This is a genomic window from Streptomyces sp. NPDC043427 (assembly GCF_056436655.1).
The window spans coordinates 53,670-74,346 of sequence record NZ_JBWKCC010000021.1 but is presented as its reverse complement, the minus strand read 5'-3'; the positions used below and the strand labels follow the sequence as shown (position 1 = coordinate 74,346).

Annotated in this window: 18 protein-coding genes; all 18 read left to right on the top strand. The window is 70.8% G+C overall.

What is annotated here, in order from left to right:
• The first annotated feature begins 111 nt into the window (after window positions 1-111).
• The 18 genes from AC067M_RS29090 to AC067M_RS29005 all read left to right on the top strand — a co-directional run bounded on the left by AC067M_RS29090 (window position 112) and on the right by AC067M_RS29005 (window position 20,653).
• Complete coding sequence (locus AC067M_RS29090) at window positions 112-1,950, top strand: DUF5941 domain-containing protein (RefSeq protein ID WP_478700001.1); 1,839 nt, start codon at window positions 112-114, stop codon at window positions 1,948-1,950.
• Window positions 1,947-2,699 carry a phosphocholine cytidylyltransferase family protein gene (locus AC067M_RS29085; RefSeq protein ID WP_478700000.1) on the top strand — a complete coding sequence of 251 codons (753 nt, stop codon included), beginning with the start codon at window positions 1,947-1,949 and terminating at the stop codon, window positions 2,697-2,699. The genes AC067M_RS29090 and AC067M_RS29085 overlap by 4 nt, the downstream gene beginning before the upstream one ends.
• Window positions 2,687-3,748 (top strand): iron-containing alcohol dehydrogenase family protein, encoded by a 1,062-nt coding sequence (locus AC067M_RS29080; RefSeq protein WP_478699999.1) that lies wholly within the window; start codon window positions 2,687-2,689, stop codon window positions 3,746-3,748. Before AC067M_RS29085 ends, AC067M_RS29080 begins: the two co-directional genes overlap by 13 nt.
• Window positions 3,726-4,505 (top strand): CDP-alcohol phosphatidyltransferase family protein, encoded by a 780-nt coding sequence (locus AC067M_RS29075; RefSeq protein ID WP_478699998.1) that lies wholly within the window; start codon window positions 3,726-3,728, stop codon window positions 4,503-4,505. Before AC067M_RS29080 ends, AC067M_RS29075 begins: the two co-directional genes overlap by 23 nt.
• The gene (locus AC067M_RS29070) at window positions 4,502-5,392 is read left to right on the top strand and encodes a glycosyltransferase family 2 protein (RefSeq protein WP_478699997.1); all 891 of its coding nucleotides are present in this window, start codon (window positions 4,502-4,504) and stop codon (window positions 5,390-5,392) included. Before AC067M_RS29075 ends, AC067M_RS29070 begins: the two co-directional genes overlap by 4 nt.
• A gap of 111 nt (window positions 5,393-5,503) precedes the next feature.
• Complete coding sequence (locus AC067M_RS29065; protein WP_478699996.1) at window positions 5,504-6,433, top strand: ABC transporter permease; 930 nt, start codon at window positions 5,504-5,506, stop codon at window positions 6,431-6,433.
• Window positions 6,426-7,202 carry an ABC transporter ATP-binding protein gene (locus AC067M_RS29060; protein WP_478699995.1) on the top strand — a complete coding sequence of 259 codons (777 nt, stop codon included), beginning with the start codon at window positions 6,426-6,428 and terminating at the stop codon, window positions 7,200-7,202. Before AC067M_RS29065 ends, AC067M_RS29060 begins: the two co-directional genes overlap by 8 nt.
• Before the next feature lie 359 nt (window positions 7,203-7,561).
• Complete coding sequence (gene hpnC, locus AC067M_RS29055) at window positions 7,562-8,464, top strand: squalene synthase HpnC (RefSeq protein ID WP_478699994.1); 903 nt, start codon at window positions 7,562-7,564, stop codon at window positions 8,462-8,464.
• Complete coding sequence (hpnD, locus tag AC067M_RS29050) at window positions 8,461-9,411, top strand: presqualene diphosphate synthase HpnD (RefSeq protein WP_478699993.1); 951 nt, start codon at window positions 8,461-8,463, stop codon at window positions 9,409-9,411. The genes hpnC and hpnD overlap by 4 nt, the downstream gene beginning before the upstream one ends.
• A complete protein-coding gene (locus tag AC067M_RS29045; RefSeq protein WP_478699992.1) occupies window positions 9,411-9,551 on the top strand; it encodes a DUF6380 family protein in 141 nt (46 codons plus the stop codon). Before hpnD ends, AC067M_RS29045 begins: the two co-directional genes overlap by 1 nt.
• Window positions 9,548-10,990, top strand: coding sequence for a hydroxysqualene dehydroxylase HpnE (gene hpnE, locus AC067M_RS29040; RefSeq protein WP_478699991.1), 1,443 nt, complete (start codon window positions 9,548-9,550; stop codon window positions 10,988-10,990). Before AC067M_RS29045 ends, hpnE begins: the two co-directional genes overlap by 4 nt.
• 71 nt (window positions 10,991-11,061) lie before the next feature.
• A complete protein-coding gene (locus AC067M_RS29035; protein ID WP_478700081.1) occupies window positions 11,062-12,123 on the top strand; it encodes a polyprenyl synthetase family protein in 1,062 nt (353 codons plus the stop codon).
• Between the two features lie 119 nt (window positions 12,124-12,242).
• Entirely contained in the window at window positions 12,243-14,294 is a 2,052-nt protein-coding gene (shc, locus tag AC067M_RS29030; RefSeq protein ID WP_478699990.1) for a squalene--hopene cyclase, read from the top strand.
• A complete protein-coding gene (locus tag AC067M_RS29025) occupies window positions 14,294-14,986 on the top strand; it encodes a 5'-methylthioadenosine/S-adenosylhomocysteine nucleosidase family protein (RefSeq protein WP_478699989.1) in 693 nt (230 codons plus the stop codon). Before shc ends, AC067M_RS29025 begins: the two co-directional genes overlap by 1 nt.
• A gap of 5 nt (window positions 14,987-14,991) precedes the next feature.
• Window positions 14,992-16,014, top strand: coding sequence for an adenosyl-hopene transferase HpnH (hpnH, locus tag AC067M_RS29020; protein ID WP_478699988.1), 1,023 nt, complete (start codon window positions 14,992-14,994; stop codon window positions 16,012-16,014).
• A gap of 4 nt (window positions 16,015-16,018) precedes the next feature.
• Window positions 16,019-17,176, top strand: coding sequence for a flavodoxin-dependent (E)-4-hydroxy-3-methylbut-2-enyl-diphosphate synthase (gene ispG / locus AC067M_RS29015; protein WP_478699987.1), 1,158 nt, complete (start codon window positions 16,019-16,021; stop codon window positions 17,174-17,176).
• Window positions 17,177-17,204: 28 nt separating this feature from the next.
• On the top strand, window positions 17,205-19,235 hold the full coding sequence (gene dxs / locus AC067M_RS29010) for a 1-deoxy-D-xylulose-5-phosphate synthase (protein ID WP_478699986.1): 2,031 nt from the start codon (window positions 17,205-17,207) through the stop codon (window positions 19,233-19,235).
• Complete coding sequence (locus tag AC067M_RS29005; protein ID WP_478699985.1) at window positions 19,232-20,653, top strand: aspartate aminotransferase family protein; 1,422 nt, start codon at window positions 19,232-19,234, stop codon at window positions 20,651-20,653. Before dxs ends, AC067M_RS29005 begins: the two co-directional genes overlap by 4 nt.
• Window positions 20,654-20,677: the final 24 nt, after the last annotated feature.

The following is a 20,677-nucleotide window of genomic DNA, read 5'->3' as shown; positions in this document are numbered from 1 at the left end:
GCCGACACGCCGCCCACCTGGTGCAGCCATCACGTCTGGCGCAGCCAAGGGCGCCCCCCATCGTGCACACGACCGGCGCGGACGCGTCGGGGACCCAGGGAGTGAGTTCGGTTGCCGACCGCCATCCTCACCGGTCAGCCGGTCCCCGGATCGTCGATCGAGGGGGATCTGCGGTCCCTCGGTTTCGACGTCCGGGCCGCCGCCGACCCCACGGACGCGGAGACGCTCCTCGCCCAGGTGCCGACCGAGCAGCGGGTCGCCGTGGTCGACGCCCGCTTCGTCGGCCATCTGCATGCGCTTCGCCTCGCCCTCACCGACCCCCGCTTCCCGCTCGCCGCGATCCCCGGCGCCGTGACCGCGCAGGCGGCCGGCCGGCAGGCGCTGACCCGCGCGATGGCCCGCGAGAACTCCGCGAGCGGCGGCACGGCCCATGGGGGTGCCCCCGCGCGAGCGAAGTCGAGCGTGGCGGACGTCGACAGCCTCGCCGACCGCGTCGTCACCGCCCTCGACGCCGACGGCGCCCCCGTGCACCGCCCCACGCTCGGCCGCCTCGTCGCCGTCGTCCCCGCCGACCCGCAGGCCCGCAACGAGGCACGGCAGGCCGTCGCCGCCGTCGACGACGAGGCCGTACGCCTGAAGTCGGCCGTGAAGGCCCACGACGGCTTCTTCACCACCTACTTCATCAGCCCCTACTCGCGCTACATCGCCCGCTGGTGCGCACGCCGCGGCCTGACCCCCAACCAGGTCACCACCGCCTCCCTGCTCACCGCGCTGATCGCGGCCGGCTGCGCGGCCACCGGCACCCGCGGCGGGTACGTCGCCGCCGGCGTCCTGCTGATCGCCTCGTTCGTACTGGACTGCACCGACGGCCAGCTCGCCCGCTACTCCCTGCAGTACTCCACCCTCGGCGCCTGGCTCGACGCCACCTTCGACCGGGCCAAGGAGTACGCCTACTACGCGGGCCTCGCGCTCGGCGCGGCCCGCGGCGGTGACGACGTGTGGGCCCTCGCCCTCGGCGCGATGGTCCTGCAGAGCTGCCGGCACATCGTGGACTTCTCCTTCAACGAGGCCAACCACGACGCCACCGCCAACACCAGCCCCACCGCCGCCCTCTCCGACAAGCTCGACAGCGTCGGCTGGACCGTCTGGCTGCGCCGGATGATCGTCCTGCCCATCGGCGAACGCTGGGCCATGATCGCCGTACTCACGGCGTTCACCACACCGCGGATCACCTTCTACGCCCTGCTCGTCGGCTGCGCCTTCGCGGCGGCGTACACCACGGCGGGCCGGCTGCTGCGGTCCCTGACGCGCAAGGCGCAGCGCACCGACCGGGCGGCGAAGGCGCTGGCGGACCTCGCGGACAGCGGACCGCTGGTCGAACTGGTCTTGCGTCTTCCCGGCGCGACGTACGCCCGCTCCGCCTCCCTTGCCGCCACCGTCGGTGCCGCCCTGGTGACCGGCTCGGCCTGGCTCTGGGGCGCGGGCTGGCAGACCGTCCTGTGTGCCGTCGGCTATGTCCTCTTCTGCGCAGCCGCCGTCGCCCGCCCCCTCAAGCGCACCCTCGACTGGCTGATCCCTCCGTTCTTCCGCGCCGCCGAATACGGCACCGTCCTCATCCTCGCCGCCGAAGCGAACGTGAACGGCGCCCTTCCTGCGGCTTTCGGGCTGGTGGCGGCTGTCGCCTACCATCACTACGACACGGTGTACCGCATCCGCGGCGACGCCGGAGCGCCCCCGGCCTGGCTGGTGCGCGCCATCGGGGGGCACGAAGGGCGGACGCTGCTTGTCACCGTGCTCGCCGCGCTTCTCACCGCCTCGCAGTTCACGGCGGCGCTCACGGCCCTCGCCGTGGCCGTCGCCCTGGTGGTGCTCGTCGAGAGCATCCGCTACTGGGTCGCCGCCCACAAGGGTGGCGCGCCCGCCGTACACGATGAAGGAGAACCCGCATGATCGGCCTCGTGCTGGCGGCCGGCGCCGGACGGCGTCTGCGCCCCTACACCGACAGCCTGCCCAAGGCGCTGGTGCCGGTGGGGCCCGCGGGCATAGAGGGCGAACCGACGGTCCTGGACCTCACCCTCGGCAACTTCGCCGAGATCGGCCTGACCGAGGTCGCGATCATCGTCGGCTACCGCAAGGAGGCCGTCTACGCGCGCAAGGCCGCGCTGGAGGAGAAGTACGGCCTCAAGCTCACCCTCATCGACAACGACAAGGCCGAGGAGTGGAACAACGCCTACTCCCTGTGGTGCGGCCGTGACGCTCTCAAGGACGGTGTGATCCTCGCCAACGGCGACACCGTCCACCCGGTCTCCGTCGAGAAGACGCTGCTCGCCGCCCGCGGCGACGGCAAGAAGATCATCCTCGCCCTCGACACCGTGAAGTCCCTCGCGGACGAGGAGATGAAGGTCGTCGTCGACCCCGACAAGGGCGTCCAGAAGATCACCAAGCTCATGGACCCGGCCGAGGCCACCGGCGAGTACATCGGCGTCACCCTCATCGAGGGCGACGCGGCCGCCGAACTCGGCGACGCGCTGAAGACCGTGTGGGAGACCGACCCGCAGCAGTTCTACGAGCACGGCTACCAGGAGCTCGTGGGCCGCGGCTTCCGCATCGACGTCGCACCGATCGGTGACGTCCCGTGGGTCGAGATCGACAACCACGACGACCTCGCGCGAGGACGGGAGATCGCGTGCCGCTACTGACCCGGCTCATCCCCTCGCCGGTCGTCGTGGACATCCGCCCGGGTGCCCTCGACGACCTGGGCTGCGTGCTCGCCGACGAGCGCATCTCGCACTCCGGCAAGCTCGCCGTCGCCGTCAGCGGCGGCTCCGGCGCCAAGCTGCGCGAGCGGATCGCCCCCAGCCTGCCCGGCGCCACCTGGTACGAGGTCGGCGGCGGCACCCTCGACGACGCGATCCGGCTGGCCGGCGAGATAAAGGCCGGCCACTACGACGCCGTCGTCGGCCTCGGCGGCGGCAAGATCATCGACTGTGCCAAGTTCGCCGCGGCGCGCATCGGCCTGCCGCTGGTCGCCGTACCGACGAACCTCGCCCACGACGGCCTGTGCTCGCCGGTCGCCACCCTCGACAACGACGCGGGCCGCGGCTCCTACGGCGTGCCGAACCCGATCGCGGTCGTCATCGACCTGGACGTCATCCGCGAGGCCCCGGTCCGCTACGTACGCGCCGGCATCGGCGACGCCGTGTCGAACATCTCGGCGATCGCGGACTGGGAGCTCGCCAACCGTGTCAACGGCGAGAAGATCGACGGGCTCGCCGCCGCGATGGCCCGCCAGGCCGGGGAGGCGGTGCTGAGGCACCCCGGCGGCATCGGGGACAACGACTTCCTCCAGGTGCTCGCCGAGGCGCTGGTCCTCAGCGGTATCGCCATGTCGGTGTCGGGCGACTCCCGCCCGTCCTCCGGCGCGTGCCACGAGATCAACCACGCCTTCGACCTGCTCTTCCCCAAGCGCGCCGCCGCCCACGGCGAGCAGTGCGGCCTGGGCGCGGCCTTCGCGATGTACCTGCGCGGGGCCCACGAGGAGTCGGTGTACATGGCCGAGGTGCTGCGTCGGCACGGGCTGCCGGTGACGCCGGACGAGATCGGCTTCACGGTGGACGAGTTCGTCCGGGCCGTGGCGTTCGCCCCGCAGACCAGGCCCGGCCGCTACACGATCCTCGAACACCTCGACCTCACCACCCAACAGATCAAGGACACGTACGCCGACTATGTCAAGGCCATCGGTAGCTGAACTCCGTCCGGTCGTCCACCCCGCAGGGGTGAAGGACCGGCGCAGCGGTGAGCACTGGATGGGACGCCTCTACATGCGTGAGGTGTCCCTGCGGGTCGACCGCTACCTGGTCAACACCAGGGTCACGCCCAACCAGCTCACGTACCTGATGACCGTCTTCGGCGTGCTCGCGGCCCCGGCCCTGCTGGTGCCGGGGATCGCGGGCGCCGTGCTGGGCGTGGTGTGCGTCCAGATGTACCTGCTGCTGGACTGCGTCGACGGCGAGGTCGCGCGCTGGAAGCAGCAGTACTCGCTCGGCGGCGTCTACCTCGACCGGGTCGGCGCCTACCTGACCGACGCCGCCGTGCTCGTCGGCTTCGGCCTGCGCGCCGCCGACCTGTGGGGCAGCGGGCGGATCGACTGGCTGTGGGCCTTCCTCGGCACCCTGGCCGCCCTCGGCGCGATCCTGATCAAGGCCGAGACCGACCTCGTCGGTGTCGCCCGCCACCAGGGCGGTCTGCCGCCGGTCCAGGAGACCGCCTCCGAGATGCGCTCCTCCGGCATGGCGCTGGCCCGCAGGGCCGCCGCCGCCTTCAAGTTCCACCGGCTGATCCTCGGCATCGAGGCGTCCCTGCTGATCCTGGGCCTCGCGATCGTGGACCAGATGCGCGGCGACCTCTTCTACACCCGGCTCGGTGTCGCGGTGCTGGCCGGCATCGCGATGCTGCAGACCGTGCTGCACCTCGTGTCCATCCTCGCCTCCAGCAGGCTGCGATGACCGGACCCCTGGCCGGCAAGGTGGGCGCGGTGATCATCACCATGGGTAACCGGCCCGACGAACTGCGCGCCCTCCTCGACTCGGTCGCCAAGCAGGACGGCGACCGGGTCGAGGTGGTCGTCGTCGGCAACGGCTCGCCCGTCCCGGACGTCCCCGAGGGCGTACGGACCGTCGAGCTGCCCGAGAACCTCGGCATACCCGGCGGCCGCAACGTCGGCATCGAGGCCTTCGGCCCCGGTGGCCGCGACGTCGACATCCTGCTCTTCCTCGACGACGACGGACTGCTCGCGCACCACGACACCGCCGAGCTGTGCCGTGCGGCCTTCGCGGCCGACCCGGAGCTCGGCATCATCAGCTTCCGCATCGCCGACCCGGACACCGGCGTCACCCAGCGCCGCCACGTCCCCCGGCTGCGCGCCGCCGACCCGATGCGCTCCTCGCGGGTCACCACCTTCCTCGGCGGCGCCAACGCGGTCCGTACGAAGGTCTTCGAAGAAGTCGGCGGGCTCCCGGACGAATTCTTCTACGCACACGAGGAAACCGATCTGGCATGGCGGGCCCTCGACGCGGGCTGGATGATCGACTACCGGTCCGACATGGTGCTGTACCACCCCACGACCGCGCCCTCGCGGCACGCGGTCTACCACCGCATGGTCGCGCGCAACCGGGTCTGGCTGGCCCGCCGCAACCTGCCCGCGCTCCTCGTCCCCGTCTACCTGGGCGTCTGGCTGCTGCTCACGCTGGCGCGCCGTCCTTCGCGGCCCGCACTGAAGGCGTGGTTCGGCGGTTTCAAGGAGGGCTGGACCACACCGTGCGGACCCCGCCGGCCCATGAAGTGGCGTACGGTGTGGCGGCTGACGCGACTGGGACGACCTCCCGTCATCTGACAAGCTCGTTCCTGAGAGCGTTCGGGCCTGAGATCATTCGGGTCGTACCCCGGCCCCGGCTCATGCCAGGCCCGCACAGGCTGTGCATCTCGAAGACGAAAGTTTCCACTTGTGAGTGAGACAACGCATGACGGTGGAGTCGCGGTGAGTGCGCCTCCGTCGCCCGACGAGGGCCTCCCGCCGCGGCAGCTCGCCGCCAAGTACGGGCTGTCCGTGAGCGGCGCGCGGCCCGGACTGGGGGAGTACGTCCGCCAGCTCTTCGGACGCCGTCACTTCATCCTGGCCTTCTCCCAGGCGAAGCTGACCGCCCAGTACAGCCAGGCCAAGCTCGGACAGCTGTGGCAGGTGGTCACACCGCTGCTGAACGCGGCCGTGTACTTCTTCATCTTCGGCGTGATCCTGGAGGCCGACCGGGGCATGCCGCGCGAGGTGTACATCCCGTTCCTGGTGACGGGTGTGTTCGTCTTCACCTTCACGCAGAGCTCGGTGATGGCGGGCGTCCGCGCGATCTCCGGCAACCTCGGACTGGTCCGCGCCCTGCACTTCCCGCGCGCCTCCCTGCCGATCTCCTTCTCGTTGCAGCAGCTCCAGCAACTGCTGTTCTCGATGATCGTGCTGTTCGCCGTGTCGGCCGGCTTCGGCAGCTACCCGGACCTGTCCTGGCTGCTGATCGTGCCGGTGCTGGTCCTGCAGTTCCTCTTCAACACCGGCCTCGCCCTGATCATGGCCCGGGCCGGTTCGAAGACCCCTGACCTGGCGCAGCTGATGCCGTTCGTGATGCGTACGTGGATGTACGCGTCCGGTGTGATGTTCTCCATCCCGATCATGCTGGAGGACAAGCCGCAGTGGGTGGCGAACATCCTGCAGTGGAACCCGGCCGCCATCTTCATGGACCTGATGCGCTTCGCACTCATCGACGGCTATGGCTCCGAGAATTTGCCCGACCACGTGTGGGCGGCCGCGGGCGGCTGGGCCGCGCTGTTCGCCGTCGGCGGCTTCGTGTACTTCTGGAAGGCGGAGGAGAGGTACGGCCGTGGCTGAGCAGCAGACCGAACTGGTTCCGACCGTCATCGCGGACGAACTGCACATCGTCTACCGCGTCAACGGCGCCAAGACCGGCAAGGGCAGCGCCACCGCCGCCCTCAGCCGGATCGTCAAGCGCGGCGAGGAGCGCGGCGTGCGCAAGGTGCACGCGGTGCGGGGTGTCTCCTTCGTCGCCTACCGGGGCGAGGCCATCGGCCTGATCGGCTCCAACGGCTCCGGCAAGTCCACGCTGCTGCGGGCCATCGCCGGCCTGCTGCCCGCCGAGAAGGGCAAGGTCTACACCGACGGCCAGCCCTCGCTCCTCGGTGTGAACGCGGCCCTGATGAACGACCTCACCGGCGAGCGGAACGTCATATTGGGCGGGCTCGCCATGGGCATGTCCCGTGAGGAGATCAAGGAGCGCTACCAGGACATCGTCGACTTCTCCGGCATCAACGAGAAAGGCGACTTCATCACCCTGCCGATGCGCACCTACTCCTCCGGCATGGCGGCCCGCCTGCGCTTCTCCATCGCCGCCGCGAAGGACCACGACGTCCTGATGATCGACGAGGCCCTGGCCACCGGTGACCGCGCGTTCCAGAAGCGTTCCGAGGCGCGGATCCGGGAACTGCGCAAGGAGGCCGGCACCGTGTTCCTCGTCAGCCACAACAACAAGTCGATCCGCGACACCTGCAACCGCGTCCTGTGGCTGGAGCGCGGCGAACTCCGTATGGACGGCCCGACCGAAGAGGTCCTGAAGGAGTACGAGAAGTTCACGGGCAAGTAGCCCATTCGGCCAGGGCCCCGCCGGAACTGTTCCGGTGGGGCCCTGCGTCTGCAAAGGAAACGTCAACTCCGGTCGCGCTGAGGAATCTTGACGCCAATCGGTGTGTTCTTGTGATGCGCGGGACACCCCCACGGTCCTCGGCGCGTTGTACAACGTAAGCTGTACCGGTGCCGAAACGCGGCAAGTGGGGCGATAATGCGCGACACCCTTCGGCAGGGCCACCGCGCGGACGGCTGGGCGGCGTGTCCGAAATAGTGTGTATTGGGTCGGCAGTGTAGAACGGGAGATGTGACGGCAATGGCTACGGAAACTCCCCAGCTCAACGCAGCATGTGCCGTCCCCGCCCCGGGCAGCCGACGGTGACGGGAACCGACACGCCGCGCACCGGCGCCACGGAACGCGGCACGCTCGACAAGGCCGCGGACGAGAACTTCCCCGTGGCGCCCTTCTTTCTGCCCCAGGCCTGGCGCGCCGACCTCATGGCCGTCTACGGCTTCGCCCGCCTCGTCGACGACATCGGTGACGGCGACCTCGCCCCCGGCGGCGCCGACGCCCGCCTGCTCGGCGTGGATCCGCAGGACGCCGAGGACCGGCTGGTGCTCCTGGACGCCTTCGAGGCCGACCTTCACCGCGTCTTCGACGGCACCCCGCGCCACCCCCTGCTGCGCCGACTGCAGCCCACCGTCCACCTCCGCTCGCTCACCCCCGAGCCGTTCCTCGGCCTGATCGCCGCCAACCGCCAGGACCAGGTCGTACGGCGCTACGAGACCTACGACGACCTCCTCGCCTACTGCGAGCTGTCCGCCAACCCCGTCGGCCGACTCGTCCTCGCGGTCACCGGAACCGCCACCCCCGAGCGGGTCCGCCGCTCCGACGCGATCTGCACCGCCCTGCAGATCGTCGAACACCTCCAGGACGTGGCCGAGGACCTCGGCCGCGACCGCATCTACCTGCCCGCCGCGGACATGAAGCGCTTTCACGTCCAGGAGGCGGATCTCGCCGCGAACAGCGCGAGCGCGTCGGTGCGCGCCCTGGTCGCCTACGAAGCGCAACGCGCCCGCGACCTCCTGAATGAAGGCGCCCCCCTGGTGGGTAGCGTCCACGGCAGACTCAAGCTGCTGCTCGCGGGGTTCGTTGCGGGGGGAAGGGCGGCGATCCACGCGATCTCCGCCGCCGAATACGACGTACTTCCCGGTCCGCCCAAGCCCGGCAAGCTCCGGCTGCTGCGCGAGGTGGGCCTGACTCTGCGAGGAGAGGGGTGATCCGGACCGTGGAGTCCCCAGCGGACGTGCCCGCACCGGTACTCGCCGCCTACAGCTACTGCGAGGCCGTCACCGGCCAGCAGGCCCGTAACTTCGCGTACGGCATCAGACTGCTGCCGACGCACAAGCGCCGCGCGATGTCGGCGCTCTACGCGTTCTCCCGGCGCGTCGACGACATCGGCGACGGCGCGCTCGGCGACGACGTGAAGGCCGCGCGGCTGGAGGACACCAGGGCGCTGCTCACCCGGATCCGCCAGGGCGAGGTCGACGAGGACGACACCGACCCGGTCGCCGTCGCCCTCACCCACGCCGCCCGGGTCTTCTCGATTCCCCTGGGCGGCCTGGACGAACTCATCGACGGCGTGCTGATGGACGTACGCGGTGAGACCTACGAGACCTGGGACGACCTGAAGGTGTACTGCCGCTGCGTGGCCGGCGCCATCGGGCGGCTCTCACTCGGCGTGTTCGGCACGGAACCCGGGGCGCGCGGCGCCGAGCGCGCGCCGGAGTACGCCGACACGCTCGGTCTCGCGCTGCAACTCACCAACATCCTCAGGGACATCCGCGAGGACGCCGAGGGCGGCCGCACCTATCTGCCCGCCGACGACCTCGCCAAGTTCGGCTGCTCCACCGGGTTCAGCGGGCCGAGACCACCGGAGGGCTCCGACTTCGCGGGTCTGGTGCACTTCGAGGTGCGACGGGCCCGCGCCCTCTTCGCCGAGGGCTACCGGCTGCTCCCCATGCTCGACCGGCGCAGCGGCGCCTGCGTCGCCGCCATGGCCGGCATCTACCGCCGCCTCCTCGACCGCATCGAACGCCATCCGGAGGCCGTACTGCGCGGCCGGGTCTCGCTGCCCGGCCGCGAGAAGGCGTACGTCGCCGTACGCGGCCTCTCCGGCCTGGACACCCGACACGTGTCCCGGCAGACCGTCAGGAGGCGCGTCTGATGAGTGGCCTGGATCTGGGCGACGCCACCGACGCCATGCGGCACGCAACCCTTCGGCACACGGTTGCGTCCCTGACTGCGACGGCTCGCCGCGTACGCCTGTCGCAGCTCGGCGGGCCCGCAGGGGAGGGTGCACGATGACCGACGGCATGCGGCCCGAGGGGCTGCCCGCGGACGCTCCCGGAGACGGTGTCCATGAGCGCGGCGGGCGGGACGCCGTCGTGGTGGGCGGCGGGCTGGCCGGTATCACCGCCGCGCTCGCGCTCGCCGACGCCGGTGTGCGCGTGACCCTGCTCGAAGGCAGGCCGAGACTGGGCGGCCTCGCCTTCTCCTTCCAGCGCGGCGAACTGACGGTCGACAACGGCCAGCACGTCTACCTGCGCTGCTGCACCGCCTACCGCTGGTTCCTCGACCGGATCGAGGGCACCGCGCTGGCACCGCTGCAGGACCGCCTCGACGTGCCCGTCCTCGACGTCACCAAGCCCGAGGGACGGCGGCTGGGCAGGCTGCGGCGCGACGCGCTGCCGGTGCCCCTGCACCTGGGACGCAGCCTCGCCACGTATCCGCACCTCTCGCTCGCCGAACGCGCCAAGGTCGGCCGTGCCGCGCTCGCGCTCAAGGGGCTCGACCTCGCCGATCCGACCCTGGACGCGCAGGACTTCGGCAGCTGGCTGACCGCGCACGGTCAGTCGGCACGTGCCGTCGAGGCCCTGTGGGACCTGGTCGGGGTCGCCACCCTCAACGCGGTCGCGGGCGACGCCTCACTGGGGCTCGCCGCGATGGTGTTCAAGACCGGTCTGCTGTCCGACCCGGCCGCGGCCGACATCGGCTGGGCGCGAGTTCCGTTGGGCGAACTGCACGACCGGCTGTCCCGCAAGGCGCTCGACTCCGCGGGCGTGCGTACCGAGGTCCGTACACGCGTCACCTCCATCTCCCTTGACGAAAACGGACGTTGGAGCGTTCAGGTGCCCGGCGAGACGCTGGCGGCCGACGCGGTCGTGCTCGCCGTACCCCAGCGCGAGGCCCACGGGCTGCTGCCGGACGGAGCGCTCGACGCCCCCGAACGGCTGCTGGAGATCGGCACCGCTCCGATCCTCAACGTGCACGTCGTCTACGACCGCAAGGTGCTCGCCCGGCCCTTCTTCACCACCCTCGGCTCCCCGGTGCAGTGGGTCTTCGACCGCACGGAGGCGTCGGGCCTGCGCGAGGGCCAGTACCTCGCCCTGTCGCAGTCCGCCGCGCACGACGAGATCGAGGAGCCCGTCGCCACCCTGCGCGAGCGCTACCTGCCCGAACTCGAGCGGCTGCTGCCCGGCACGCGCGGCGCCGAGGTACGGGACTTCTTCGTGACCCGGGAGCGCACGGCGACGTTCGCGCCCACCCCCGGCGTCGGACGGCTCAGGCCCGGCGCCCGTACCAAGGCCCCCGGCCTCTACCTGGCCGGAGCGTGGACCGCCACAGGGTGGCCCGCGACCATGGAGAGTGCGGTCCGAAGCGGTGTGGGTGCGGCGGACGCCGCGCTGAGCGCCCTGGGCCGGCCTCGCCCCCGCACCCTCTTCGACTTCGAGGAGGCCGCGTGATGCTCGATCAGCACGGCTCGGCAGGTCAACGCACCTCCGGTACCGCAACAAGAGGAGAGACTGTGCCCACTGTGCCCCCGGCCTCGACGGCCGACCGGACCGCGGTGGACGTGACCGCGTTGCTGGAGCGCGGGCGGACCCTGGCCACCCCGGTACTGCGCGCGGCGGTCGACCGCCTGGCGCCGCCCATGGACACTGTTTCCGCCTACCACTTCGGCTGGATCGACGCCCACGGCAACCCCACGGACGGCGACGGCGGCAAGGCCGTGCGCCCCGCCCTGGCCGTGCTGTCCGCGGAGGTCACCGGAGCGGCTCCCGAGGTCGGCGTGCCCGGCGCGGTCGCCGTCGAACTGGTCCACAACTTCTCGCTCCTGCACGACGACCTGATGGACGGCGACGAGCAGCGCCGCCACCGCGACACCGTCTGGAAGGTGCACGGCCCCGCCCAGGCGATCCTCGTCGGCGACGCCCTGTTCGCCCTGGCCAACGAGGTCCTGCTGGAACTCGGCACGGTGGAGGCCGGCCGGGCCACCCGCCGTCTGACCACCGCGACCCGCGCCCTGATCGACGGCCAGGCGCAGGACATCTCCTACGAGCACCGCGACCGTGTCAGCGTCGAGGAGTGCCTGGAGATGGAGGGCAACAAGACCGGCGCCCTGCTCGCCTGCGCCAGCTCCATCGGCGCCGTGCTCGGCGGCGCGGACGACCACACCGCCGACACGCTGGAGAAGTACGGCTACCACCTCGGCCTCGCCTTCCAGGCCGTCGACGACCTCCTCGGCATCTGGGGCGACCCGGTCGCCACCGGCAAGCAGACCTGGAGCGACCTGCGCCAGCGCAAGAAGTCCCTGCCGGTCGTGGCCGCCCTCGCGGCGGGCGGCAGCGCCTCCGAGCGGCTCGGCGAGATGCTCGCCGCCGACGCCAAGAGCAGCGACTTCGAGAACTTCTCCGAGGAGGAGTTCGCGGCCCGCGCCGCCCTCATCGAGGAGGCCGGCGGCCGCGAGTGGACCGCCGAAGAGGCACGTCGTCAGCACACCATCGCCATCGAAGCCCTCGACGCCGTCGACATGCCCGACCCGGTGCGGGCCCGGTTCACGGCGCTCGCGGACTTCGTCGTCGTACGAAAGAGATGATCACTATCGGCCGAATACTCCTCGCGTAGTCGCCGGCCGGAGTCGCGGACATCCGCGCACCGGCCGACGGCGGACCCACAGCAGACAGCACCACTTGCACACTGCACGAAGGGGAAGCCATGACAGCGACGACCGACGGAAGCACCGGGGCCCCGCCGCCCCGCGCTGCCGCGGCCAGCGAATCCGACAGCAACGTCCCCGCGGCGGCCGGGGTCCACGAAGCCGCCACGCGCGCGGTCCGGCGCGCCACCGACTTCCTGCTCTCCCGCCAGGACGCCGCGGGCTGGTGGAAGGGCGACCTCGAGACCAACGTCACCATGGACGCCGAGGACCTGCTGCTCCGTCAGTTCCTGGGCATCCGCGACGAGTCGACCACGCGGGCCGCCGCCCTCTTCATCCGCGGCGAGCAGCGCGAGGACGGCACCTGGGCGTCCTTCTACGGCGGACCCGGCGAACTCTCCACCACCATCGAGGCGTACGTCGCCCTCCGCCTGGCCGGCGACTCACCGGACGACCCCCACATGGCGCAGGCGTCGGAGTGGATCCGCGCCCGGGGCGGCATCGCCGCCGCGCGTGTCTTCACCCGGATCTGGCTGGCCCTGTTCGGCTGGTGGAAGTGGGAGGACCTGCCCGAACTCCCACCCGAGCTCATCTTCTTCCCGAAGTGGGTGCCGCTCAACATCTACGACTTCGGCTGCTGGGCCCGGCAGACCATCGTGCCCCTCACCATCGTCTCCGCGAAGCGCCCGGTACGCCCCGCGCCCTTCCCGCTCGACGAGCTGCACACCGATCCGCGCCAACCCAACCCGCCCAAGCCCTTGGCCCCGGCGGCCAGTTGGGACGGCGCCTTCCAACGCCTCGACAAGGCACTGCACGCCCTGCGCAAGGTCGCCCCGCGCAGACTGCGCAGGGCCGCGATGAACACCGCCGCCCGCTGGATCATCGAACGCCAGGAGAACGACGGCTGCTGGGGAGGCATCCAGCCGCCGGCTGTGTACTCCCTCATCGCGCTGCACCTGCTCGGCTACGACCTCCAGCACCCCGTGATGCGCGAGGGGCTCGCCTCACTGGACCGGTTCGCCGTCTGGCGCGAGGACGGGGCGCGGATGGTCGAGGCCTGTCAGTCGCCCGTGTGGGACACCTGCCTCGCGACCATCGCCCTCGTCGACGCCGGGGTCCCAGCCGACCACCCCCAGCTCGTCAAGGCCGCGGACTGGATGCTCGGCGAGGAGATCGTCCGGCCCGGCGACTGGTCCGTCAAGCGGCCCCAACTGCCGCCGGGCGGGTGGGCGTTCGAGTTCCACAACGACAACTACCCCGACATCGACGACACCGCCGAGGTCGTTCTCGCCCTGCGTCGCGTCAAGCACCCCGACCCGGACAGCGTCGACCGGGCCGTCGGACGCGGGGTGCGCTGGAACCTCGGCATGCAGTCGAAGAACGGCGCGTGGGGCGCCTTCGACGTCGACAACACCAGCCCCTTCCCCAACCGGCTGCCGTTCTGCGACTTCGGCGAGGTCATCGACCCGCCGTCCGCGGACGTCACCGCGCACGTCGTGGAGATGCTCGCCGTCGAGGGACTCACCCACGACCCGCGCACCCGGCGCGGCATCGAGTGGCTGCTCGCCGAACAGGAGCCGGACGGCTCGTGGTTCGGTCGCTGGGGCGTCAACTACGTCTACGGCACCGGGTCGGTGGTGCCCGCCCTGACGGCCGCCGGACTGCCCGGATCGCACCCGGCGATCCGGCGGGCCGTGGCCTGGCTGGAGCGCGTCCAGAACGACGACGGCGGCTGGGGCGAGGACCTGCGCTCCTACAAGGACGCCAAGGAGTGGAGCGGCCGGGGCGTCTCGACCGCCTCCCAGACGGCGTGGGCGCTGATGGCCCTGCTGGCGGCGGGGGAGCAGGACTCCAAAGCCGTCGAACGGGGGGTCGAGTGGCTCGCGTCCACCCAGCGGGAGGACGGCTCCTGGGACGAGCCCTACTTCACCGGCACCGGCTTCCCGTGGGACTTCTCCATCAACTACCACCTCTACCGGCAGGTCTTCCCGCTCACCGCGCTCGGCCGCTACGTCCACGGAGAGCCTTTCGCGGACAGGACCGGCAGTGCTGACAGGCCCGACAGGACCGACGGGACCGACCAGCCGCTCGCCGAGGTCAAGGGGAGCTGATGACCGCCAAGCCCGCCCCGGCCCCGCTGCTGATCGCCTGCGCGCTCGGCATCGAGCACCTCGCCCTGCGCATGGGCGACCGCAGCGTGAGGCGCAGGGGCGGCTTTCAGCGCCCCGGAGCCGAACCGATCGAGTGGGGCGCCGGCGGGCCGGTCACCGTCCTGCGGACGGGCATGGGGCCCCGGGCGGCCGAACGCTCTGTCGGCCGGGTCCTGGCCGACCCGGTGCTCGGCGGGGCCGCCGTGCTGGCCACCGGCTTCTGCGCGGGGCTCGCGCCCGGCATGCACCCCGGTGACCTGGTCGTCGCCGAGGAGACCCGCGACCCCCGCGGAACCGTCCCCTGCGTGGCGACCGAGCTGCTCGTTAAGGAACTGGTGCGTTCCCTGCCCGGGCGTACCGTCCACACCGGCCCCGTGGTGGGCTCCGACCACGTCGTGCGCGGACACGAACGGTCCGCTCTGCGCGCGACCGGTGCGATCGCGGTCGACATGGAGTCGGCGGCCACGCTCCTGAGCGCCGTCCACGCGGGCGAGCGCCCGGTTGCGGCCGTCCGGGTGGTCGTGGACGCTCCAGAACATGAACTCGTCCGGATCGGCACGGTGCGCGGTGGAATATCAGCCTTCCGTGTCCTTCGTTCCGTCCTGCCTACTTTCTTCGAGTGGCACCGCAATGTGCTGCTCCCCCGGAGGTGAGCCTCATGGCCATGCCACTGCGCCAGTCCATCAAGGTCGCTACCTACCTCGCCGAACAGAAACTCCGTAAGCGGGAGAAGTTTCCGCTGATCGTAGAGCTCGAACCCCTCTTCGCCTGCAACCTGAAGTGCGAGGGCTGCGGCAAGATCCAGCACCCGGCGGGGGTGCTGAAGCAGCGCATGCCCGTGGCCCAGGCCGTCGGCGCGGTGCTCGAATCCGGGGCCCCGATGGTGTCCATCGCCGGCGGCGAGCCGCTGATGCATCCTCAGATCGACGAGATCGTGCGCCAGTTGGTGGCCAGGAGGAAGTACGTCTTCCTTTGCACCAACGCCATGCTGCTGCGCAAGAAGATGGACAAGTTCAAGCCCTCCCCCTATTTCGCCTTCGCCGTGCACATCGACGGGCTGCGTGAGCGGCACGACGAGTCCGTGGCGAAGGAGGGGGTGTTCGACGAGGCGGTGGAGGCCATCAAGGAGGCCAAGCGGCGCGGCTTCCGAGTGACCACCAACTCGACCTTCTTCAACACCGACACCCCGCAGACCATCATCGAGGTGCTGAACTTCCTCAACGACGACCTGAAGGTCGACGAGATGATGATCTCGCCCGCCTACGCCTACGAGAAGGCGCCCGACCAGGAGCACTTCCTGGGCGTGGAACAGACCCGCGAACTCTTCAAGAAGGCCTTCGCGGGCGGCAACCGAAGGAAGTGGCGACTGAACCACTCGCCGCTCTTCCTGGACTTCCTGGAGGGCAAGGTCGACTTCCCGTGCACCGCGTGGGCGATCCCGAACTACTCCCTCTTCGGCTGGCAGCGCCCCTGCTATCTGATGAGCGACGGGTACGTGCCGACGTACCGCGAACTCATCGAGGACACCGACTGGGACAAGTACGGCCGCGGCAAGGACCCGCGCTGCGCCAACTGCATGGCGCACTGCGGCTACGAGCCCACCGCCGTCCTCGCCACCATGGGCTCCCTCAAGGAGTCGCTGCGGGCCATGCGCGAGACCGTCTCCGGAAACCGCGAGTGACGCCGTGACGGCCGTCCCTCTGGGCGTTCCCGAGGTACCGGTCCGGCCGATCGCCGAGCGGCGCGCGTCGCGGCGGATCCAGGTCGGGCCGGTGTCCGTCGGGGGCGGGGCCCCCGTGTCGGTGCAGTCGATGACGACGACCCGTACGTCGGACATCGGTGCCACGTTGCAGCAGATCGCCGAGCTCACCGCGTCCGGCTGCCAGATCGTCCGGGTCGCCTGCCCCACGCAGGACGACGCGGACGCCCTCGCGACCATCGCCCGCAAGTCGCAGATCCCGGTGATCGCGGACATCCACTTCCAGCCCAAGTACGTGTTCGCCGCGATCGAGGCGGGCTGTGCGGCCGTACGGGTGAATCCCGGCAACATCAAGCAGTTCGACGACCGGGTGAAGGAGATCGCGCGGGCCGCCAAGGACCACGGCACTCCGATCCGCATCGGGGTCAACGCCGGCTCCCTGGACCGGCGGCTGCTGCAGAAGTACGGCAGGGCGACCCCGGAGGCCCTCGTCGAGTCGGCGCTGTGGGAGACGTCCCTCTTCGAGGAACACGATTTCCGGGACATCAAGATCTCCGTCAAGCACAACGACCCGGTCGTCATGATCGAGGCGTACACCCAGCTCGCCGCGCAGTGCGACTACCCGCTGCACCTCGGGGTGACGGAGGCGGGCCCCGCGTTCCAGGGGACCATCAAGTCGGCGGTGGCGTTCGGGGCGCTGCTCTCCCGGGGCATCGGGGACACCATCCGGGTGTCGCTGTCCGCGCCGCCCGCCGAGGAGGTCAAGGTCGGCATCCAGATCCTTGAGTCCCTGGGGCTCAGGCAGCGACGTCTGGAGATCGTCTCCTGTCCGTCCTGCGGGCGGGCCCAGGTCGACGTCTACAAGCTGGCCGACGAGGTCACCGCGGGCCTGGAGGGCATGGAGGTCCCGTTGCGGGTCGCGGTCATGGGGTGTGTGGTCAACGGCCCCGGCGAGGCGCGGGAGGCGGATCTGGGGGTCGCCTCCGGCAACGGCAAGGGGCAGATCTTCGTCAAGGGCGAGGTCGTCAAGACCGTACCCGAGTCGAAGATCGTGGAGACCCTCATCGAGGAGGCGATGAGGATCGCCGAGCAGATGGAGCAGGGCGGCGCCGCGTCGGGGGAACCGACCGTCACCGTGAGTTGAACGGCACGGACCGAGAGGGGGCCCGAGCGTGACGATCCTGGAGAACATCCGGCAACCACGTGACCTGAAGGCGCTGTCCGAGGCGGAACTCGGTGAACTGTCCGAAGAGATCAGGGAGTTCCTGGTGCACGCGGTCGCCAGAACGGGCGGCCACCTGGGGCCCAACCTGGGCGTGGTGGAACTGACCATAGCCCTCCACCGCGTCTTCGAGTCGCCGGTCGACCGCATCCTGTGGGACACCGGCCACCAGAGCTACGTACACAAGTTGCTGACGGGACGTCAGGACTTCTCCAAGCTGCGCGGCAAGGGCGGCCTGTCGGGCTACCCCTCCCGTGAGGAGTCCGAGCACGACGTCATCGAGAACAGCCACGCCTCCACCGCGCTCGGCTGGGCCGACGGACTCGCCAAGGCCCGCCAGGTGCAGGGCGAGAAGGGGCATGTGGTCGCGGTCATCGGCGACGGGGCGCTGACCGGCGGCATGGCCTGGGAGGCGCTCAACAACATCGCGGCCGCCAAGGACCGGCCGCTGATCATCGTCGTCAACGACAACGAACGCTCGTACGCGCCGACCATCGGCGGCCTCGCCAACCACCTGGCCACCCTGCGCACCACGGACAGCTACGAGAGGGCCCTGGCCTGGGGCAAGGACGTGCTGTTGCGGACCCCGCTGGTGGGCAGCACCCTCTACGAGTCGCTGCACGGCGCGAAGAAGGGCTTCAAGGACGCGTTCGCCCCGCAGGGCATGTTCGAGGACCTCGGGCTGAAGTACGTCGGCCCGATCGACGGGCACGACGTCAGGGCCGTCGAGTCCGCGCTGCGGCGCGCCAAGCGTTTCCACGGTCCGGTCCTCGTGCACTGCCTCACCGAGAAGGGGCGCGGCTACGAGCCCGCCCTCGCCCACGAGGAGGACCACTTCCACAGCGTCGGCGTGATGGACCCGCTCACCTGCGCGCCGCTCGTCCCCGCCGGCGGTCCGTCCTGGACATCGGTGTTCGGCGACGAGATCGTCCGGATCGGCGAGGAACGCGACGACGTCGTGGCGATCACGGCGGCCATGCTGCACCCCGTGGGCCTCGGCGCGTTCGCCGAACGCTTCCCGGACCGGGTGTGGGACGTGGGCATCGCCGAGCAGCACGCGGCGGTGAGCGCGGCCGGGCTCGCGACCGGTGGACTGCATCCTGTCGTCGCCGTCTATGCCACCTTCCTCAACCGTGCCTTCGACCAGCTGCTGATGGACGTCGCCCTGCATCGCTGCGGGGTCACGTTCGTGCTGGACCGGGCCGGGGTCACCGGCGTCGACGGTGCCTCCCACAACGGCATGTGGGACCTGTCGGTGCTCCAGGTCGTCCCCGGTCTGAGGATCGCCGCGCCGCGCGACGCCGAACAACTGCGGGCGCAGCTGCGGGAAGCGGTCGCGGTCGACGACGCGCCCACGCTGGTCCGCTTCCCGAAGGAGTCGGTGGGGCCTCAGGTGCCCGCGATCGACCGTGTCGGCGGGCTGGACGTCCTGCACCGAGGGCCGGGCACGCCCGAGGTACTGCTGGTGGCCGTCGGCGTCATGGCACCGGTGTGCCTCCAGGCCGCCGAGCTGCTTCAGGCCCGCGGGATCACCTGCACCGTCGTCGACCCCCGCTGGGTCAAGCCCGTCGACCCGGCCCTGCCCGGCCTCGCCGCCGAGCACCGGTTGGTGGCCGTCGTCGAGGACAACAGCCGCGCGGCGGGCGTGGGCTCCGCCGTCGCGCTCGCCCTGGGCGACGCCGACGTCGATGTGCCGGTCCGTCGTTTCGGCATCCCCGAGCAGTTCCTCGCGCACGCCAAGCGCGGCGAGGTGCTGGCCGACATCGGACTCACGCCGGTGGAGGTCGCGGGCCGGATCGGGGCGAGCCTGGCCGTGAGGGAAGCGGGCCGGACCGCGAAGGGCGCGAACCTGGCCGCGAAGGGCGCGAACCCGGCCGCGAAGGACGCGAACCTGGCCGCGAAGGACGCGGGCCCGGCCGCGAAGGACGCGGGCCCGGCCGTCGACGAAGAGCCGTCCAAGGGGAAAGAGAAACAGGCATGACGACCGCCGAATCCGCGTCGCAGCCGTCGGGCCGGGCCGGGGACTTCGACCTCGGTGCCCTGCTCGCCGCCCGCGGAGCCGAGCGCTACGAGCTGCACGCCAAGTACCTCAACCACCAGCTCCCGCGCATGCTGCACACCATCGGCTTCGACAAGGTCTACGAGCGGGGGGAGGGCGCCTACTTCTGGGACGCGGACGGCAACGACTACCTCGACATGCTCGCCGGGTTCGGGGTGATGGGCCTCGGCCGCCACCACCCCGTCGTCCGCAAGGCGCTGCACGACGTCCTCGACGCCCGGCTCGCCGACCTCACCCGCTTCGACTGTCAGCCCCTGCCCGGGCTGCTGGCCGAGCGGCTGCTCACGCACAGCCCGCACCTGGACCGGGTGTTCTTCGGCAACAGCGGCACGGAGGCGGTCGAGACCGCGCTGAAGTTCGCCCGCTACGCCACGGGGAAGCCGCGCATCCTGTACTGCGACCACGCCTTCCACGGGCTGACCACCGGCTCGTTGTCCGTCAACGGCGAGTCCGGCTTCCGCGACGGCTTCGCACCCCTGCTGCCCGACACCGCCGTCCCGCTCGGCGACCTCGACGCACTGGCGAGGGAGCTGAAGAAGGGCGACGTGGCGGCCCTCGTCGTCGAGCCGATCCAGGGCAAGGGCGTGCACGAGGCCCCGCCCGGCTACCTCCGCGCCGCGCAGGAGCTGCTGCACCGGCACAAGGCGCTGCTGATCGCCGACGAGGTGCAGACCGGACTCGGCCGCACCGGCGACTTCTACGCCTACCAGCACGAGGACGGCGTCGAACCGGACCTGGTGTGTGTGGCCAAGGCGCTCTCCGGCGGCTATGTGCCGGTCGGTGCCACACTCGGCAAGGACTGGATCTTCAAGAAGGTCTACTCGTCGATGGACCGGGTGCTGGTCCACTCGGCGAGCTTCGGATCCAATGCGCAGGCCATGGCGGCGGGACTCGCCGTGCTGTCGGTCATGGAGAACGAGCAGGTCGTCGCGCATGCGCGCGCCACGGGGGAGCTGCTGAGGTCCCGGCTCGCCGCCCTGGTCGACAAGTACGAGCTGCTCGCCGACGTCCGCGGTCGGGGCCTGATGATCGGCATCGAGTTCGGCAGACCGAAGTCGCTGAAGCTGCGCAGCCGCTGGGCCATGCTCCAGGCCGCCCGCAAGGGGCTCTTCGCGCAGATGGTGGTCGTCCCGCTGCTCCAGCGGCACCGCATCCTCACCCAGGTCTCCGGCGACCACCTGGAAGTGATCAAGCTGATCCCGCCACTGATCGTCGGCGAGCGCGAGGTGGACCGGTTCGTCGACGCCTTCACGGAGGTGATGGACGACGCACACAACGGGGGCGGGCTGATGTGGGACTTCAGCAAGACACTGATCAAGCAGGCGGTGGCGAACCGATAGAGGCGACCGCAGGTTTTTGCCTCT

Coding starts and splice junctions, on each gene's coding strand:
- shc (WP_478699990.1), top strand. CDS start 12,243: ATGACAGCGACGACCGACGGAAGCACCGGGGCCCCGCCGCCCCGCGCT.
- AC067M_RS29075 (WP_478699998.1), top strand. CDS start 3,726: ATGTCAAGGCCATCGGTAGCTGAACTCCGTCCGGTCGTCCACCCCGCA.
- AC067M_RS29025 (WP_478699989.1), top strand. CDS start 14,294: ATGACCGCCAAGCCCGCCCCGGCCCCGCTGCTGATCGCCTGCGCGCTC.
- AC067M_RS29005 (WP_478699985.1), top strand. CDS start 19,232: ATGACGACCGCCGAATCCGCGTCGCAGCCGTCGGGCCGGGCCGGGGAC.
- AC067M_RS29045 (WP_478699992.1), top strand. CDS start 9,411: ATGAGTGGCCTGGATCTGGGCGACGCCACCGACGCCATGCGGCACGCA.
- AC067M_RS29085 (WP_478700000.1), top strand. CDS start 1,947: ATGATCGGCCTCGTGCTGGCGGCCGGCGCCGGACGGCGTCTGCGCCCC.
- AC067M_RS29070 (WP_478699997.1), top strand. CDS start 4,502: ATGACCGGACCCCTGGCCGGCAAGGTGGGCGCGGTGATCATCACCATG.
- hpnH (WP_478699988.1), top strand. CDS start 14,992: ATGGCCATGCCACTGCGCCAGTCCATCAAGGTCGCTACCTACCTCGCC.
- hpnE (WP_478699991.1), top strand. CDS start 9,548: ATGACCGACGGCATGCGGCCCGAGGGGCTGCCCGCGGACGCTCCCGGA.